Genomic DNA, 17219 nt, shown 5'->3' on the forward strand with positions numbered 1-17219 from the left:
GGGCGTCAAATAAGCCGGCCGGCATTGCACCTGTGAAAGGCGCGAGGGTTAGCGGTCTAGGGACTGAGCCGGTCCGGTGCAGCGTACCCCCCAATTCCAATCGCAGGTCCTTGTCCTATGCAAGGCAATCCCCCATGGCTATCATGCCAGCCTCATTCGAAGTCGAGACGCGCATGCTGAAGTTGTTGAATCTCCTCAAGGATGGCCGATTCCATTCCGGAGAAGCTCTGGGGGCGGCTCTGGGCGTCAGTCGCAGTGCGGTGTGGAAGCAGCTGCAGCACCTGGAAAGCGAGCTAAACCTCAGTATCCATAAGGTACGTGGACGCGGCTATCAGCTAGCCTCACCGTTGGTGCTGCTGGACAATGCTGCGATCGCAGGATACGTGGAGGCGGCATCCTGGCCCACATTCATTCATGAGTCGATCGACTCGACCAATGCTGAAGGTATGCGCCTGGCGGCGGAAGGACAGCCAGCGCCCTTCGTCGTCTTGGCGGAGCAGCAGACTGCGGGTCGCGGGAGACGCGGCCGGCAATGGATCAGCCCTTTCGCGCAAAACCTTTACTTCAGTCTGGTGCTGCGCATTGATGGCGGCATGCGCCAGCTGGAGGGCCTGAGCCTGGTCGTGGGGTTGGCGGTCATGCGCACATTGCAGGCATTCGGGGTAAGGAATGTAGGCTTGAAGTGGCCTAACGACGTGCTGGTCGATGGTCACAAGGTCACCGGTATCTTGCTCGAGTTGATCGGTGATCCGGCAGATGTATGCCATGTGGTGCTGGGCATTGGCATAAACGTAAATATGCAGGCCAATGCGCAGGTGGATCAACGATGGACATCCATGCGTCGAGAATTGGGGGCGCCTGTAGACCGCAACCATTTAGTGGCGGTGCTGAGCCACCACTTGGAGAATGAGCTGGGGCGTCACCGCCGCTATGGGTTCGCGGCTTTCCAGGAAGAATGGGAGCATGCGCATCTCTGGCAGGGTCGCAATGTCACGCTCATTGCCGGAGCCACCCAGATACAAGGCGTAGTCGCGGGCGTGGACGGGCAGGGCGGTTTGCGCATGCGTGTAGATGGCGTTGAGAGAGTTTTCAGCGGCGGCGAGCTTAGTTTGAGGTTGAGTGATGATTCTTGAGCTCGATTGCGGTAACAGCTTTATCAAGTGGCGGGTAATTCACGTTCACGACGCAATGATCGTGGGTGGCGGAATCGTGGATTCCGACCAGACACTCATGGACCAGATCAGAGCGCTGGCATGCGTGCAGGTTACGGCTTGCCGTATCGTCAGTGTGCGCAGTGAAGAAGAAACCGACGCTTTGACGTCACTGATTGCTCAAGTGTTTGCCGTCCAGGCACAGGTCGCACGGTCAGCGCCGGAGATGGCGGGCGTGCGCAACGGCTATGAGGACTATCAGCGCCTTGGTATGGATCGTTGGCTGGCAACGCTGGGCGCATTTCACTTGGCCAAGGGCGCTTGCCTCGTCATTGATCTGGGCACTGCGGCCAAAGCGGACTTCGTGGCGGCCAATGGGGAGCATCTCGGCGGCTATATCTGTCCAGGCATGCCTCTGATGCGCAGCCAGCTGCGCACGCACACGCGGCGTATTCGCTATGACGATGCGTCTGCCGAGCGCGCACTGGTCAGCTTGGCTCCGGGTCGCTCAACGGTGGAGGCGGTCGAACGAGGCTGTGTGCTGATGCTGCAAGGCTTCGTGCGCACACAAGTTGAGCAAGCGCGTGAGATGTGGGGCGAGGATTTTGCTGTGTTCCTGACGGGAGGGGATGCCCCGCTGGTCAAGGACTCGCTGCCTGACGCGCGTGTAGTGCCCGACTTGGTCTTTGTAGGCCTGGCCATGGCCTGCCCATTGAATTGAGGTGCCTATGCGCTGGTTGTTCTTGTTGCTGCTGATCCTCAATGGTGTGTACTACGTCTGGAATCAGCAGGAGGCGCCACTCAAGGTCAAGGATGTCACGCCGCTTTCGCTTTATAAAGGCAGTCAGCAGGACATTCGCCTGTTGCGGGAAGCGGGAGTGGCGGCACCTGATCGGCGTCGCGAAGAGTGCCTCATCGTTGGAGGCGCAATGACGACCGAGGTGCTCGAGTCGCTTCGTCAGCGGCTGACAAGTCTGGACATCGCCACGGCTCCAGTCCGTGGGCAGGTCGCAGGTGCCCAGGGGCGTTGGCTCAAAGTAGAGCCTGAAAGTGAACGCTTGTTGGACCCAGCGGCCCTTGACGCGCTTTCCAATGATTTCAAAGACTTAAAACATCAAATTATTTTCTGCCAGGGTATTGCAACTGGTGAATAGCTTGATAGAATGGCGCCCGCTTCGCAGGGAACACCACTCAGGTGGTTGAGTTGCAAGCGGTGTCACCGCAGCTAAGTTTCAGATTTGATTGAAAAAATTTGAAAAAGCGCTTGACACTAGGACGGCAGATGAATAAAATGCCGGCCACATCTGGAGGGATTCCCGAGCGGCCAAAGGGGACGGACTGTAAATCCGTTGCGAGAGCTTCGAAGGTTCGAATCCTTCTCCCTCCACCAGTTTTAGCGAGAGCCGCAAGCCTCGCGGGTATAGTTTAGTGGTAGAACCTCAGCCTTCCAAGCTGATGATGCGGGTTCGATTCCCGCTACCCGCTCCAAGTTTGCTGGTTATTGCACAACGTGTTTCGCTCTTGTAGCTCAGTTGGTAGAGCACACCCTTGGTAAGGGTGAGGTCAGCGGTTCAAGTCCGCTCAAGAGCTCCATATAAACAAGGCAGATATGAAAATATCTGCCTTTGTTTTATCAGCGCAAGACTATTTCTTCTGCGGAGGATTGTATCGATGGCTAAGGAAAAGTTTGATCGTTCCCTTCCCCACGTTAACGTCGGCACTATCGGCCACGTTGACCACGGTAAGACCACTCTGACCGCAGCTCTGACTCGCGTCTGCTCCGAAGTATTCGGTTCGGCAGTCGTTGAGTTCGACAAGATCGACTCGGCTCCGGAAGAAAAAGCGCGCGGTATCACCATCAACACCGCTCACGTTGAGTACAACTCGACCATTCGTCACTACGCTCACGTTGACTGCCCAGGTCACGCTGACTACGTGAAGAACATGATCACCGGTGCTGCCCAGATGGACGGCGCGATCCTGGTTTGCTCGGCCGCCGATGGTCCGATGCCACAAACCCGTGAGCACATCCTGCTGTCCCGTCAGGTTGGCGTTCCGTACATCGTGGTCTTCCTGAACAAGGCTGACCTGGTAGACGACGCTGAGCTGCTGGAACTGGTCGAGATGGAAGTTCGCGACCTGCTGTCCACCTACGACTTCCCAGGCGACGACACCCCGATCATCATCGGTTCGGCTCGTATGGCGCTGGAAGGCAAAGACGACAACGAAATGGGCACTACCGCTGTCAAGAAGCTGGTAGAGACTCTGGATTCCTACATCCCTGAGCCAGTTCGTGCCATCGACCAGCCTTTCCTGATGCCGATCGAAGACGTGTTCTCGATCTCGGGTCGTGGTACCGTTGTGACCGGCCGTATCGAGCGTGGTATCGTCCGCGTTCAGGATCCGCTGGAAATCGTTGGTCTGCGTGACACCACCACCACCACCTGCACCGGTGTTGAGATGTTCCGCAAGCTGCTGGACGAAGGCCGTGCTGGCGAGAACTGCGGCGTTCTGCTGCGTGGTACCAAGCGTGACGACGTTGAGCGTGGCCAGGTTCTGGTCAAGCCAGGTTCGGTCAAGCCGCACACCAAGTTCACCGCAGAAGTCTACGTTCTGTCGAAAGAAGAAGGCGGTCGTCACACTCCGTTCTTCAAAGGCTACCGTCCTCAGTTCTACTTCCGTACCACTGACGTGACCGGTAACTGCGAACTGCCGGAAGGCGTTGAAATGGTAATGCCAGGTGACAACATTCAGATGACTGTTACCCTGATCAAGACCATCGCAATGGAAGACGGTCTGCGCTTCGCTATCCGTGAAGGCGGTCGTACCGTCGGCGCGGGCGTCGTAGCCAAAATTATTGAATAAGTAGTTGATTTACTTGATTGGGCCGGTATAATAGCCGGCCTGATACAGCGTTACAGGTCAGTAGCTCAATTGGCAGAGCGACGGTCTCCAAAACCGTAGGTTGGGGGTTCGATTCCCTCCTGACCTGCCATTTCACCTCGGTGTGATGGCTTTCTTCTTACAGGATCCTCCTCGATGACCCCCAAAACTGAAGCCCAAGAATCGCGTTTTGATCTGTTCAAGTGGCTGGCTGTAGTGGCTTTGGTGGTTGTTGGTGTAGTGGGTAATCAGTATTACTCTGCTGCTCCAATTCTGTACCGCGTACTCGCACTTCTTGCTCTGGCTGCTGTTGCTGGCTTTGTTGCCTTGCAGACCGCGAAGGGTAAGTCGTTCTTTACGCTGGCCAAGGAAGCGCGTACCGAGATTCGTAAAGTCGTATGGCCGACCCGCCAAGAAACCACCCAGACCACGCTGATTGTTGTGGCTGTCGTGCTGGTTATGGCTCTGCTGCTGTGGGGGCTCGATTCCCTGCTCGGCTGGGCGGTCTCCTTGATCGTAGGCTAAAGGTGCCCCGTGGCTAAGCGTTGGTATGTTGTGCATGCTTACTCGGGTTACGAGAAGCATGTGATGCGCTCCTTGATCGAGCGCGTCAAGCTGGCTGGCATGGAAGACGGTTTCGGCGAGATCCTGGTTCCGACCGAAGAAGTCGTTGAAATGCGTAACGGCCAGAAGCGCAAGAGTGAACGCAAGTTCTTTCCGGGCTACGTGTTGGTCCAGATGGAAATGAACGAAGGGACTTGGCACTTGGTCAAGGATACCCCGCGCGTGATGGGCTTTATCGGTGGTACAGCGGACAAGCCCGCACCCATCACTGATAAAGAAGCTGAGGCAATCCTGCGTCGCGTTGCCGACGGCAGTGACAAGCCGAAGCCCAAGACTCTGTTCGAGCCCGGTGAAGTGGTTCGAGTCATTGATGGTCCGTTCGCAGACTTCAATGGTAGTGTCGAAGAGGTTAACTACGAAAAGAGCCGCCTGCAGGTTGCAGTGCTTATTTTCGGTCGCTCTACGCCCGTGGAGCTCGAGTTCAGCCAGGTCGAAAAGGTCTAGGCGGACGAAGCATCCCATACCCCGCAGCCCTGTGTGCTGCGGGGTTTTGTCGTCACTGGGATAAAACGCAAGTCATCCGGGGAGCCAATAGGCGTTCGTACCCGATATTGGAGTAGCTCATGGCTAAGAAGATTCAGGCTTACATCAAGCTGCAAGTTAAGGCCGGCCAGGCCAACCCAAGCCCACCCGTTGGTCCAGCACTGGGCCAACATGGTGTGAACATCATGGAATTCTGCAAGGCCTTCAACGCCCGTACCCAGGGTCAAGAAGCCGGCCTGCCGACTCCAGTGATCATCACTGTATACAGCGACCGTAGCTTCACCTTCGAGACCAAGAGCACTCCTGCCTCGGTTCTGCTGAAGAAAGCTGCTGGCCTGACCAGTGGTTCGGCTCGCCCGAACACCGTTAAAGTCGGTACCGTTACCCGCGCTCAGCTGGAAGAAATCGCCAAGGCTAAACAAGCCGACCTGACTTCTGCTGACCTGGACGCAGCTGTACGCACCATCGCTGGCTCTGCCCGCAGCATGGGCTTGAACGTGGAGGGTGTGTAATGGCTAAGCTGACCAAGCGCCAAAAGGCAATCGCCGAAAAAATCGAAGCAGGCAAGGCCTATAACTTCGAAGAAGCGGCAACTCTGCTGGCTTCGCTGCCGGCTGCCAAGTTCGTCGAATCGTACGACATCGCGGTAAACCTCGGTGTTGACCCACGTAAATCCGACCAGGTTGTTCGTAGCGCTACCGTGCTGCCACACGGCACTGGCAAGACTGTACGTGTTGCTGTCTTCACCCAGGGTCCAGCTGCTGAAGCCGCTCTGGCTGCCGGCGCTGACCGCGTAGGTATGGACGATCTGGCTGCTGAAATGAAAGGCGGCGACCTGAACTATGACGTCGTCATCGCATCGCCTGATGCCATGCGTGTCGTAGGTCAGCTGGGTCAGGTTCTGGGCCCACGTGGCCTGATGCCTAACCCGAAGGTTGGTACCGTAACCCCAGACGTAGCCACTGCCGTGAAAAACGCCAAGGCTGGTCAGGTTCGCTACCGTACCGACAAGAACGGTATCATTCACACTTCCGTTGGCAAAATCGGCTTCGAAGCCGGCAAGCTGAAGGAAAACGTTGAAGCGCTGATCGCTGACCTCAAGCGTATCAAGCCAGCTTCTTCGAAAGGTATCTACGTCAAGCGCGTTACCCTGAGCACCACTATGGGCCCAGGTCTGGTCATCGACCAGAGCTCGCTGGACGTGTAAGAACATGGTGGTGTGACCTGTCACGCCACCAGCAAAAATTGGGGTCCCTGCCTGGCGGGGGCTATCCAAGACCGTAGGCGGCGCAAGCCTTAAAACACCAGCCCACGCAGATGGTGCTCCCGATTCGTTACCGAATCAGACACCAAAACGACATCCGGCTTCGGCCAGATGAAACGGTAAAAACCAGGAGTAAACCCGTGGCAATTAAACTCGAAGACAAGAAGGCCATCGTCGCTGAAGTCAACGAGGCTGCCAAAGTCGCTCTGTCCGCTGTCGTGGCCGATGCCCGTGGTGTGACTGTAAGCGCAATGACCGGACTCCGTAAAGAGGCCCGCGAAGCTGGCGTATACGTGCGTGTCGTACGTAACACCCTGCTCAAGCGCGCTGTTGAAGGCACCGAATTTTCGATCCTCAACGATGCGTTCAAAGGCCCGACCCTGATTGCTTTCTCCAACGAACACCCGGGCGCTGCTGCCCGTCTGTTCAAAGAGTTCGCCAAGGGTCAGGACAAGTTCGAGATCAAGGCAGCTGCGTTTGACGGCAATTTCATTGCAGCGAACCAGATCGACGTGTTGGCTACCCTGCCGACCCGCGACGAAGCTATTGCGAAACTGATGAGCGTGATCCAAGGCGCTACCAGCAAGCTGGCTCGTACTCTGGCAGCCATTCGCGACCAGAAAGAAGCTACCGCTGCCTAAGGCAAGCGAAACTCTTTCAAAATCATTCGTTTAATTTGATGGCTGCGTAGGCTGTCACCCCAATACAGGATTTAAGTCATGTCCCTGACTAACGAGCAAATCATCGAAGCAATCGGCCAGAAAACCGTTCTGGAAGTTGTTGAGCTGATCAAAGCTATGGAAGAAACCTTCGGCGTTACCGCTGCTGTTGCCGCTGCTGGCCCAGCTGCTGCTGCTGCCGTTGTTGAAGAGCAGACCGAGTTCAACGTTGTTCTGGTTGAAGCTGGCGACAAGAAAGTGAACGTGATCAAGGCCGTTCGCGAACTGACCGGTCTGGGCCTGAAAGAAGCCAAAGAGAAAGTCGATGGCGCTCCTCAGGTTGTAGCTGAAGGCGTTTCGAAAGAAGCCGCTGAAGACGCTAAGAAGAAGCTGGAAGAAGCAGGCGCTAAAGTCGAGCTGAAGTAATCTCGACCTTGCGACGCCAGTCCGAGCGTTGAGCAAAGGGCTGATGGCTGGTGGCTTATGCCACCGGCCTTTTTCCGTTATTGGCGGTCGGTCAGGCCGGCCCCGATAACAAGCTGCAAGACACCCATGTGGGTGGCGCAAACCAAGGGTTTGCACGATTTTCTGGCTGCTCCCGCCGGGAGAAGCCAAACAAGCAGGTGACCAAGCTGGGGAACGCTGATGGCTTACTCATACACTGAGAAAAAACGTATCCGCAAGGACTTTAGCAAGTTGCCGGACGTGATGGATGTGCCTTACCTCCTGGCCATCCAGCTGGATTCGTATCGCGAATTCCTGCAAGCGGGAGCATCCAAGGATCAGTTCCGCGACGTCGGTCTGCATGCGGCCTTCAAATCGGTATTCCCGATCATCAGCTACTCCGGCAATGCTGCCTTGGAGTACGTAGGCTATCGCCTGGGCGAACCCGCCTTCGATGTGAAGGAATGTGTCCTGCGTGGCGTGACCTTCGCGGTCCCACTGCGGGTCAAGGTGCGCCTGATCATCTTCGACAAGGAATCGTCGAACAAAGCGATCAAGGACATCAAAGAGCAAGAAGTCTACATGGGCGAAATCCCCCTGATGACTGAGAACGGTACCTTCGTAATCAACGGTACCGAGCGTGTGATCGTTTCCCAGCTGCACCGCTCGCCGGGTGTATTCTTCGACCACGACCGTGGCAAGACTCACAGCTCGGGCAAGCTGCTGTACTCCGCTCGCATCATTCCTTACCGCGGCTCCTGGTTGGACTTCGAGTTCGATCCCAAGGACTGCGTATTCGTGCGTATCGACCGTCGCCGCAAACTGCCGGCTTCCGTCCTGCTGCGCGCGCTGGGCTACAGCACTGAAGAAGTGCTGAACACCTTCTACACCACCAACGTGTTCCATGTTTCCGGCGAGAACCTCAGCCTTGAACTGGTGCCACAGCGTCTGCGTGGTGAAGTCGCGGTCATGGACATCCATGACGAGAATGGCAAGGTCATCGTCGAGCAAGGCCGCCGCATCACTGCGCGCCATATCAATCAGCTCGAAAAAGCCGGTGTCAAACAGCTCGACGTGCCAATGGAATACGTCCTGGGCCGTACGACTGCCAAGGCCATCGTGCACCCTGCAACCGGCGAGATCATTGCCGAGTGCAACACCGAGCTGACGACCGAACTGCTGGTTAAAGTCGCCAAGGCACAGGTTGTCCGTATCGAGACCCTGTACACCAACGACATCGATTGCGGTCCGTTCATCTCCGATACCTTGAAGATCGACACCACCAGCAACCAATTGGAAGCTCTGGTCGAAATCTATCGCATGATGCGTCCAGGTGAGCCGCCGACCAAGGATGCTGCCGAAACCCTGTTCAACAACCTGTTCTTCAGCGCCGAGCGTTACGACCTGTCCGCCGTCGGCCGCATGAAGTTCAACCGTCGTATCGGTCGCACCGAAATCGAAGGTTCGGGCGTGCTGAGCAAGGAAGATATCGTCGAGGTTCTGAAGACTCTCGTCGATATCCGTAACGGCAAAGGCATCGTCGACGACATCGACCACCTGGGTAACCGTCGCGTACGTTGCGTTGGTGAAATGGCCGAGAACCAGTTCCGTGTAGGCCTGGTGCGTGTCGAGCGCGCGGTCAAGGAACGTCTGTCGATGGCTGAAAGCGAAGGCCTGATGCCTCAGGACCTGATCAACGCCAAGCCGGTTGCGGCGGCGGTGAAAGAGTTCTTCGGTTCCAGCCAGCTTTCGCAGTTCATGGACCAGAACAACCCGCTCTCCGAGATCACCCACAAGCGCCGTGTTTCCGCACTCGGCCCTGGCGGTCTGACCCGAGAGCGTGCTGGCTTCGAGGTACGTGACGTACACCCGACTCACTACGGCCGTGTGTGCCCGATCGAGACCCCTGAAGGTCCGAACATCGGTCTGATCAACTCCCTGGCTGCGTATGCTCGCACCAACCAGTACGGCTTCCTGGAAAGCCCGTACCGTGTGGTGAAGGAAGGCGTTGTCAGCGACGACATCGTATTCCTGTCTGCCATCGAAGAGGCCGATCACGTGATCGCCCAGGCTTCGGCCGCGATGAACGACAAGAAGCAGCTGATCGATGAGCTGGTCGCTGTGCGTCACCTGAACGAATTCACCGTCAAGGCGCCGGAAGACGTCACCCTGATGGACGTTTCGCCCAAGCAGGTAGTCTCGGTCGCTGCGTCGCTGATCCCATTCCTGGAGCACGACGACGCCAACCGTGCACTGATGGGCTCGAACATGCAGCGTCAGGCTGTACCCACCCTGCGTGCCGACAAGCCGCTGGTAGGTACCGGCATGGAGCGCAACGTTGCCCGTGACTCCGGTGTCTGCGTGGTTGCTCGCCGCGGTGGCGTGATCGACTCGGTCGACGCCAGCCGTATCGTGGTCCGTGTAGCGGATGACGAAGTGGAAACCGGTGAGGCAGGTGTAGATATCTACAACCTGACCAAGTACACCCGTTCGAACCAGAACACCTGCATCAACCAGCGTCCGTTGGTGAGCAAGGGTGACATGGTACAGCGCGGCGATATCATGGCCGATGGCCCGTCCACCGACATGGGTGAGCTGGCGCTGGGTCAGAACATGCGCATCGCGTTCATGGCATGGAACGGCTTCAACTTCGAAGACTCCATCTGCCTCTCCGAGCGCGTCGTTCAGGAAGATCGCTTCACCACGATCCACATCCAGGAACTGACCTGTGTGGCCCGTGACACCAAGCTTGGCCCAGAAGAGATCACTGCAGACATCCCGAACGTGGGTGAGGCTGCGCTGAACAAGCTGGACGAAGCCGGTATCGTTTACGTCGGTGCTGAAGTTGGCGCTGGCGATATTCTGGTCGGCAAGGTAACGCCAAAAGGCGAAACCCAGCTCACCCCTGAAGAAAAACTGCTGCGCGCGATCTTCGGCGAAAAAGCCAGCGACGTTAAGGACACTTCCCTGCGCGTACCGACCGGTACCAAGGGTACTGTCATCGACGTTCAGGTCTTCACCCGTGATGGCGTCGAGCGTGACAGCCGTGCGCTGGCCATCGAGAAGATGCAGCTCGACGAGATCCGCAAGGACCTCAACGAGGAGTTCCGCATCGTCGAAGGCGCAACCTTCGAGCGTCTGCGCTCTGCGTTGGATGGTCAGGTGGTCGACGGTGGTGCAGGCCTGAAGAAAGGCACTGTCATCACTGATGAAGTCCTCGCCGGTCTGGAGCACGGTCAGTGGTTCAAACTGCGCATGGCCGAAGATGCACTGAACGAGCAGCTGGAAAAGGCTCAGCAGTACATCGTCGACCGTCGCCGACTGCTGGACGACAAGTTCGAAGACAAGAAGCGCAAGCTGCAACAGGGCGATGACCTGGCACCAGGCGTTCTGAAGATCGTCAAGGTCTACCTGGCAATCCGCCGTCGCATCCAGCCGGGTGACAAGATGGCCGGTCGTCACGGTAACAAAGGTGTTGTCTCGGTGATCATGCCGGTCGAAGACATGCCGCATGACGCCAACGGCACGCCGGTCGATGTCGTACTGAACCCGCTGGGTGTACCTTCGCGTATGAACGTGGGTCAGATTCTGGAAACCCACTTGGGCCTCGCGGCCAAGGGTCTGGGTGAAAAGATCGATCGCATGATCGAGGAGCAGCGCAAGGCCGCAGAGCTGCGCGTGTTCCTGACCGAGGTCTACAACGAGATCGGTGGTCGTCAGGAAAGCCTCGACGAGTTCAGCGATGAAGAAATTCTCGCCCTGGCTCATAACCTGAAGAAAGGCGTGCCAATGGCAACGCCCGTGTTCGACGGTGCGAAAGAGAGCGAGATCAAGGCCATGCTGAAGCTGGCCGACCTGCCTGAGAGCGGCCAGATGGTGCTGTTCGATGGCCGTACCGGCAACAAGTTCGAGCGTCCTGTGACCGTTGGTTACATGTACATGCTGAAGCTGAACCACTTGGTGGACGACAAGATGCACGCGCGTTCCACTGGTTCTTACAGCCTGGTTACTCAGCAGCCGCTGGGTGGTAAGGCACAGTTCGGTGGTCAGCGTTTCGGGGAGATGGAAGTGTGGGCGCTGGAAGCATACGGCGCGGCATACACCCTGCAAGAAATGCTCACAGTGAAGTCGGACGACGTGAACGGCCGTACCAAGATGTACAAGAACATCGTGGATGGCGATCACCGTATGGAGCCGGGCATGCCCGAGTCCTTCAACGTGTTGATCAAAGAGATCCGTTCGCTCGGTATCGATATCGATCTGGAAACCGAATAACACGTGACGTGAAGGGGAGTGGGGCAGGCAGTGCCCGCTCCCTGCTCCGCCAGGAGGAAAGGCCTTGAAAGACCTACTGAATTTGCTGAAAAACCAGGGTCAAGTCGAAGAGTTCGACGCCATCCGCATCGGTCTGGCGTCACCAGAGATGATCCGTTCGTGGTCGTTCGGTGAAGTTAAGAAGCCGGAAACCATCAACTACCGTACGTTCAAACCAGAACGTGACGGCCTGTTCTGCGCCAAGATCTTTGGCCCAGTCAAGGACTACGAGTGCCTGTGCGGTAAGTACAAGCGCCTCAAGCATCGCGGCGTTATCTGCGAGAAGTGCGGCGTTGAAGTTGCCCTCGCCAAGGTCCGTCGTGAGCGCATGGCTCACATCGAGCTGGCTTCGCCGGTCGCACACATCTGGTTCCTGAAGTCGCTGCCGTCCCGTATCGGCTTGCTGATGGACATGACCCTGCGTGATATCGAGCGCGTGCTCTACTTCGAGAGCTACGTCGTAATCGACCCAGGCATGACTACGCTTGAAAAAGGCCAGTTGCTCAACGACGAGCAGTACTTCGAAGCGCTGGAAGAGTTCGGTGACGATTTCGACGCCCGCATGGGTGCCGAGGCTGTCCGCGAGCTGCTGCACGCTATCGACCTGGAGCACGAGATCGGCCGCCTGCGTGAAGAGATTCCGCAGACCAACTCGGAAACCAAGATCAAGAAGCTGTCCAAGCGCCTGAAGCTCATGGAAGCCTTCCAGGGCTCCGGCAACCTGCCTGAGTGGATGGTCCTGACCGTCCTGCCAGTGCTGCCGCCGGACCTGCGCCCACTGGTACCGTTGGATGGCGGCCGCTTCGCGACCTCCGATCTGAACGACCTGTACCGTCGGGTGATCAACCGTAACAACCGTCTCAAGCGCCTGCTGGATCTGTCGGCGCCGGACATCATCGTGCGCAACGAAAAGCGCATGCTGCAGGAAGCGGTCGACGCCCTGCTGGACAACGGCCGTCGTGGTCGCGCCATCACTGGTTCGAACAAGCGTCCGCTGAAGTCCCTGGCCGACATGATCAAAGGTAAGCAAGGTCGCTTCCGTCAGAACTTGCTCGGTAAGCGTGTGGACTACTCCGGCCGTTCGGTAATTACCGTAGGCCCGACCCTGCGTCTGCACCAGTGCGGTCTGCCGAAGAAGATGGCCCTCGAGCTGTTCAAACCGTTCATTTTCGGCAAGCTGGAAATGCGTGGTCTGGCGACCACCATCAAGGCTGCCAAAAAGATGGTCGAGCGCGAACTGCCAGAGGTGTGGGACGTTCTCGCCGAAGTGATTCGCGAACACCCCGTGCTGCTCAACCGTGCACCGACCCTGCACCGTCTGGGTATCCAGGCCTTTGAACCGGTACTGATCGAAGGTAAGGCCATCCAGCTGCACCCGCTGGTCTGCGCCGCGTACAACGCCGACTTCGACGGTGACCAGATGGCCGTTCACGTGCCGCTGACGCTGGAAGCCCAGCTCGAAGCGCGTGCACTGATGATGTCGACCAACAACATCCTGTCGCCAGCCAACGGTGAGCCAATCATCGTTCCGTCTCAGGACGTCGTGTTGGGTCTGTATTACATGACCCGTGAGGCCATCAACGCCAAGGGCGAGGGTCGTGTGTTTGCCGACCTGCAGGAAGTCGACCGCGTATTCCGCGCCGGCGAAGCTGCCCTGCACGCGAAAATCAAGGTTCGTATCAACGAGACCGTGAAAGACCGTGATGGCAGCGTCACCAAGAACACCCGCATCGTCGACACCACTGTTGGCCGTGCGCTGCTGTTCCAGGTTGTACCTGCTGGCCTGCCTTACGATGTCGTCAACCAGCCAATGAAGAAAAAGGCGATCTCCAAGCTGATCAACCAGTGCTACCGCGTGGTTGGTCTGAAAGAGACCGTAATCTTCGCTGACCAGTTGATGTACACCGGTTTCGCCTACTCGACCATCTCCGGTGTTTCCATCGGTGTGAACGACTTCGTCATCCCGGATGAGAAGGCGCGCATCATCGGTACGGCTACCGATGAAGTGAAGGAAATCGAAAGTCAGTACGCCTCCGGCCTGGTAACCCAGGGCGAGAAGTACAACAAGGTCATCGACTTGTGGTCCAAGGCGAACGACGAAGTGTCCAAGGCGATGATGGCCAACCTTTCGAAAGAGAAGGTCATTGATCGCGAGGGCAACGAAGTCGACCAGGAATCGTTCAACTCGATGTACATGATGGCTGACTCGGGTGCGCGTGGTTCTGCAGCCCAGATCCGTCAGCTGGCCGGTATGCGTGGCCTGATGGCCAAGCCGGACGGCTCCATCATCGAGACGCCGATCACCGCGAACTTCCGTGAAGGTCTGAGCGTACTTCAGTACTTCATCTCGACTCACGGTGCTCGTAAGGGTCTGGCGGATACCGCACTGAAGACTGCTAACTCCGGTTACCTGACGCGTCGTCTGGTAGACGTGGCGCAGGACCTGGTGGTGACCGAGATCGACTGCGGTACCGACCAAGGTCTGGTCATGACCCCGCACATCGAAGGCGGCGACGTTGTCGAGCCGCTGGGTGAGCGTGTTCTGGGCCGTGTGATCGCCCGTGACGTGTTCAAGCCAGGCACCGAGGACGTCATCGTTCCTGCCGGTACGCTGGTAGACGAGAAGTGGGTCGAGTTCATCGAGCTGAACAGCATCGACGAAGTGGTCGTGCGTTCGCCGATCAGCTGCGAGACCCGCTTTGGTATCTGCGCCAAGTGCTACGGCCGTGACCTGGCGCGCGGTCATCAGGTGAACATCGGTGAAGCGGTCGGCGTCATCGCCGCCCAGTCCATCGGTGAGCCTGGTACCCAGCTGACCATGCGTACGTTCCACATCGGTGGTGCTGCAAGCCGGACCTCGGCTGCTGACAGCGTTCAGGTGAAGAATGGCGGTATGGTACGTCTGCATAACCTGAAGCAGGTTGAGCGCGCAGACGGTAACCTGGTTGCCGTGTCGCGTTCGGGCGAGTTGGCCATTGCCGACGAATTCGGTCGTGAGCGTGAGCGTTACAAGCTGCCGTACGGCGCTGTGATTTCGGTCAAGGAAGGTGACAAGGTCGAAGCTGGCGCCATCGTCGCTAAGTGGGACCCGCACACCCACCCGATCGTGACCGAGCTCAAAGGTACCGTGACCTTCGTGGGCATGGAAGAAAACATCACCATCAAGCGTCAGACCGATGAGCTCACCGGCCTGACCAACATTGAAGTGTTGGACGTCAAGGATCGCCCTGCCGCAGGCAAGGAAATCCGTCCGGCCATCAAGATGGTGGATGCCTCTGGCAAGGACCTGTACCTGCCGGGTACCGATGTACCTGCCCAGTACTTCCTGCCGGCCAACGCCCTGGTTGGCGTAGCCGACGGTGCCCAGATCGGTGTCGGTGACGTTATCGCGCGTATCCCGCAAGAAACGTCCAAGACCCGTGACATCACCGGTGGTCTGCCACGTGTTGCCGACTTGTTCGAAGCGCGTCGTCCGAAGGAAGCGTCGATTCTGGCTGAAGTCAGCGGTACCATCGCCTTCGGTAAAGAGACCAAGGGCAAGCGTCGCCTGGTGATCACGCCGACCGACGGTAGCGATCCGTACGAAGAGCTGATTCCGAAGTGGCGTCACCTGAACGTCTTCGAGGGTGAGCAGGTAAACCGCGGCGAAGTTATCTCGGACGGCCCGAGCGATCCGCACGACATCCTGCGTCTGTTGGGTGTCAGCGCACTCGCCAAGTACATCGTCAACGAGATTCAGGACGTTTACCGTCTGCAAGGCGTTAAGATCAACGACAAGCACATCGAGACCATCCTGCGCCAGATGCTGCGCAAGGTCGAGATTTCCGAGTCGGGCGATTCCAGCTTCATCAAGGGCGACCAGATGGAACTGACTCAGGTACTGGTAGAGAACGAGCGTCTCGCCGGCGAGGACAAGTTCATCTCCAAGTTCACCCGTGTGCTGCTGGGTATCACCAAGGCGTCGCTGTCGACCGAGTCGTTCATTTCCGCGGCTTCCTTCCAGGAAACCACCCGCGTACTGACCGAAGCGGCCGTAACTGGCAAGCGCGACTACCTGCGTGGTCTGAAAGAAAACGTGGTCGTGGGTCGCTTGATCCCGGCCGGTACCGGTCTGGCTTACCACAGCGAGCGCAAGCGTCGCCGTGATGCAGACAAGCCGCTGCGTGTAAGCGCCAGTGAGGTGGAAGCCGCACTGACCGAAGCACTGAACTCCAGCGGTAACTGAGTACAGGGCAGGGCCCCGGTTGACCCCGAACGGTCGTCGGCGACATGAAATGTTGCCGATGATCGGGCGGGGAGGGCCGGGGCCTTGTCTTGACTGGGTGCAAGATCCTCTTTAGACTTTTGTACCCTTAAATTTGGTGAGGCTCCGTCTCGCCAATTTTTGGCTTTCTTGCAAGACAATAGAGTCGCAAGACAATCAGTGGAGCTAGTAGATGGCAACTATCAACCAGCTGGTACGTCAGCCGCGTAAGCGTTCGGTCGAGAAGTCCGACGTTCCTGCGCTGCAGAACTGCCCGCAACGTCGTGGCGTGTGCACCCGTGTGTACACCACTACGCCGAAAAAACCTAACTCGGCACTGCGTAAAGTATGCCGTGTGCGTCTGACCAACGGTTTCGAGGTTTCCTCGTACATCGGTGGTGAAGGCCACAACCTGCAAGAGCACAGCGTCGTCCTGATCCGTGGCGGCCGTGTAAAAGACTTGCCAGGTGTTCGTTACCACACCGTTCGCGGCTCTCTGGATACTTCGGGCGTTAAAGGCCGTAACCAGGGTCGTTCGAAGTACGGTACCAAGCGTCCGAAGTAATCGGCCGTTTGCAGACATCCATTTTTTTGAGTCGATAAGAGTAAGGTCGGGCGGGGGTCGTAGACCCAGGTCCCGGGCTAACCTGAAGACCGTTTGAGGGCTTATCATGCCAAGACGTCGTGTAGCAGCAAAACGTGAGATCCTTGACGATCCTAAGTACGGATCGCAGATTCTCGCCAAGTTCATGAACCACGTGATGGAAAGCGGCAAAAAGGCCGTAGCCGAGCGCATCGTTTATGGTGCCCTGGATACCGTCAAAGCACGCAAGAACAGCGACCCCCTGGAAATCTTCGAGAAAGCTCTCGACGCCATCGCTCCGCTGGTCGAAGTAAAGTCCCGTCGTGTCGGCGGTGCCACTTACCAGGTCCCGGTTGAAGTTCGTCCATCCCGTCGTAACGCTCTGGCCATGCGCTGGCTCGTAGACTACGCCCGCAAGCGCGGCGAGAAGTCGATGGCTCTGCGCCTGGCTGGCGAGCTGCTGGATGCTGCCGAAGGCAAGGGTGCTGCAGTCAAGAAGCGTGAAGACGTGCACCGTATGGCTGAAGCCAACAAAGCGTTCTCGCACTACCGCTTCTAATTCAAGCATCAA

The 17219-nt window shown here is 57.6% G+C and carries 14 protein-coding genes and 4 tRNA genes; all 18 read left to right on the forward strand.

Annotated features, from left to right (window positions below):
* Nucleotides 1–173 precede the first annotated feature (173 nt).
* Complete coding sequence (birA, locus tag ACK59L_RS06215) at nucleotides 174–1133, forward strand: bifunctional biotin--[acetyl-CoA-carboxylase] ligase/biotin operon repressor BirA (protein WP_409272559.1); 960 nt, start codon at nucleotides 174–176, stop codon at nucleotides 1131–1133.
* The gene (locus ACK59L_RS06220; protein ID WP_058606176.1) at nucleotides 1123–1872 is read left to right on the forward strand and encodes a pantothenate kinase; all 750 of its coding nucleotides are present in this window, start codon (nucleotides 1123–1125) and stop codon (nucleotides 1870–1872) included. The genes birA and ACK59L_RS06220 overlap by 11 nt, the downstream gene beginning before the upstream one ends.
* A 7-nt stretch (nucleotides 1873–1879) precedes the next feature.
* Entirely contained in the window at nucleotides 1880–2305 is a 426-nt protein-coding gene (locus ACK59L_RS06225) for a hypothetical protein (RefSeq protein WP_078479204.1), read from the forward strand.
* Nucleotides 2306–2457: 152 nt separating this feature from the next.
* Nucleotides 2458–2541, forward strand: a tRNA-Tyr gene (locus tag ACK59L_RS06230).
* 24 nt (nucleotides 2542–2565) lie between these two features.
* Nucleotides 2566–2639, forward strand: a tRNA-Gly gene (locus ACK59L_RS06235).
* Between the two features lie 29 nt (nucleotides 2640–2668).
* A tRNA-Thr gene (locus ACK59L_RS06240) sits at nucleotides 2669–2744 on the forward strand.
* A 78-nt stretch (nucleotides 2745–2822) separates the two neighbouring features.
* Nucleotides 2823–4016: an elongation factor Tu gene (tuf, locus tag ACK59L_RS06245; protein ID WP_038411791.1), complete on the forward strand. Its 1194-nt coding sequence runs from the start codon at nucleotides 2823–2825 to the stop codon at nucleotides 4014–4016.
* A 54-nt stretch (nucleotides 4017–4070) separates the two neighbouring features.
* A tRNA-Trp gene (locus ACK59L_RS06250) sits at nucleotides 4071–4146 on the forward strand.
* A gap of 44 nt (nucleotides 4147–4190) precedes the next feature.
* Nucleotides 4191–4559 carry a preprotein translocase subunit SecE gene (gene secE, locus ACK59L_RS06255; RefSeq protein ID WP_027915747.1) on the forward strand — a complete coding sequence of 123 codons (369 nt, stop codon included), beginning with the start codon at nucleotides 4191–4193 and terminating at the stop codon, nucleotides 4557–4559.
* Between the two features lie 9 nt (nucleotides 4560–4568).
* The gene (nusG, locus tag ACK59L_RS06260; protein ID WP_003255501.1) at nucleotides 4569–5102 is read left to right on the forward strand and encodes a transcription termination/antitermination protein NusG; all 534 of its coding nucleotides are present in this window, start codon (nucleotides 4569–4571) and stop codon (nucleotides 5100–5102) included.
* Nucleotides 5103–5221: 119 nt separating this feature from the next.
* The gene (rplK, locus tag ACK59L_RS06265; RefSeq protein ID WP_027915748.1) at nucleotides 5222–5653 is read left to right on the forward strand and encodes a 50S ribosomal protein L11; all 432 of its coding nucleotides are present in this window, start codon (nucleotides 5222–5224) and stop codon (nucleotides 5651–5653) included.
* Nucleotides 5653–6348, forward strand: coding sequence for a 50S ribosomal protein L1 (gene rplA / locus ACK59L_RS06270; protein ID WP_027915749.1), 696 nt, complete (start codon nucleotides 5653–5655; stop codon nucleotides 6346–6348). Before rplK ends, rplA begins: the two co-directional genes overlap by 1 nt.
* 197 nt (nucleotides 6349–6545) lie before the next feature.
* Entirely contained in the window at nucleotides 6546–7046 is a 501-nt protein-coding gene (gene rplJ / locus ACK59L_RS06275) for a 50S ribosomal protein L10 (protein ID WP_016715872.1), read from the forward strand.
* 78 nt (nucleotides 7047–7124) lie between these two features.
* Nucleotides 7125–7490, forward strand: a complete 366-nt coding sequence (rplL, locus tag ACK59L_RS06280) for a 50S ribosomal protein L7/L12 (protein WP_003255496.1) — start codon at nucleotides 7125–7127, stop codon at nucleotides 7488–7490.
* Nucleotides 7491–7709: 219 nt separating this feature from the next.
* Nucleotides 7710–11783 (forward strand): DNA-directed RNA polymerase subunit beta, encoded by a 4074-nt coding sequence (gene rpoB, locus ACK59L_RS06285; RefSeq protein WP_058639905.1) that lies wholly within the window; start codon nucleotides 7710–7712, stop codon nucleotides 11781–11783.
* A gap of 64 nt (nucleotides 11784–11847) precedes the next feature.
* A complete protein-coding gene (gene rpoC, locus ACK59L_RS06290) occupies nucleotides 11848–16047 on the forward strand; it encodes a DNA-directed RNA polymerase subunit beta' (protein ID WP_023535526.1) in 4200 nt (1399 codons plus the stop codon).
* Nucleotides 16048–16258: 211 nt separating this feature from the next.
* Nucleotides 16259–16630, forward strand: a complete 372-nt coding sequence (gene rpsL, locus ACK59L_RS06295; RefSeq protein ID WP_003255492.1) for a 30S ribosomal protein S12 — start codon at nucleotides 16259–16261, stop codon at nucleotides 16628–16630.
* Nucleotides 16631–16736: 106 nt separating this feature from the next.
* Nucleotides 16737–17207 (forward strand): 30S ribosomal protein S7, encoded by a 471-nt coding sequence (gene rpsG, locus ACK59L_RS06300; RefSeq protein ID WP_003246741.1) that lies wholly within the window; start codon nucleotides 16737–16739, stop codon nucleotides 17205–17207.
* Nucleotides 17208–17219: the final 12 nt, after the last annotated feature.

It is taken from the genome of Pseudomonas sp. KCJK9111, assembly GCF_046231935.1.
GTDB lineage: Bacteria > Pseudomonadota > Gammaproteobacteria > Pseudomonadales > Pseudomonadaceae > Aquipseudomonas > Aquipseudomonas parafulva_B.

Bases quoted from the DNA above. Each gene is read 5' to 3' on its own strand.
- rpsG (WP_003246741.1), top strand. From the start codon at position 16,737: ATGCCAAGACGTCGTGTAGCAGCAAAACGTGAGATCCTTGACGATCCT.
- birA (WP_409272559.1), top strand. From the start codon at position 174: ATGCTGAAGTTGTTGAATCTCCTCAAGGATGGCCGATTCCATTCCGGA.
- ACK59L_RS06225 (WP_078479204.1), top strand. From the start codon at position 1,880: ATGCGCTGGTTGTTCTTGTTGCTGCTGATCCTCAATGGTGTGTACTAC.
- tuf (WP_038411791.1), top strand. From the start codon at position 2,823: ATGGCTAAGGAAAAGTTTGATCGTTCCCTTCCCCACGTTAACGTCGGC.
- secE (WP_027915747.1), top strand. From the start codon at position 4,191: ATGACCCCCAAAACTGAAGCCCAAGAATCGCGTTTTGATCTGTTCAAG.
- rplA (WP_027915749.1), top strand. From the start codon at position 5,653: ATGGCTAAGCTGACCAAGCGCCAAAAGGCAATCGCCGAAAAAATCGAA.
- rplL (WP_003255496.1), top strand. From the start codon at position 7,125: ATGTCCCTGACTAACGAGCAAATCATCGAAGCAATCGGCCAGAAAACC.
- rplK (WP_027915748.1), top strand. From the start codon at position 5,222: ATGGCTAAGAAGATTCAGGCTTACATCAAGCTGCAAGTTAAGGCCGGC.
- rpoB (WP_058639905.1), top strand. From the start codon at position 7,710: ATGGCTTACTCATACACTGAGAAAAAACGTATCCGCAAGGACTTTAGC.
- ACK59L_RS06220 (WP_058606176.1), top strand. From the start codon at position 1,123: ATGATTCTTGAGCTCGATTGCGGTAACAGCTTTATCAAGTGGCGGGTA.
- rpsL (WP_003255492.1), top strand. From the start codon at position 16,259: ATGGCAACTATCAACCAGCTGGTACGTCAGCCGCGTAAGCGTTCGGTC.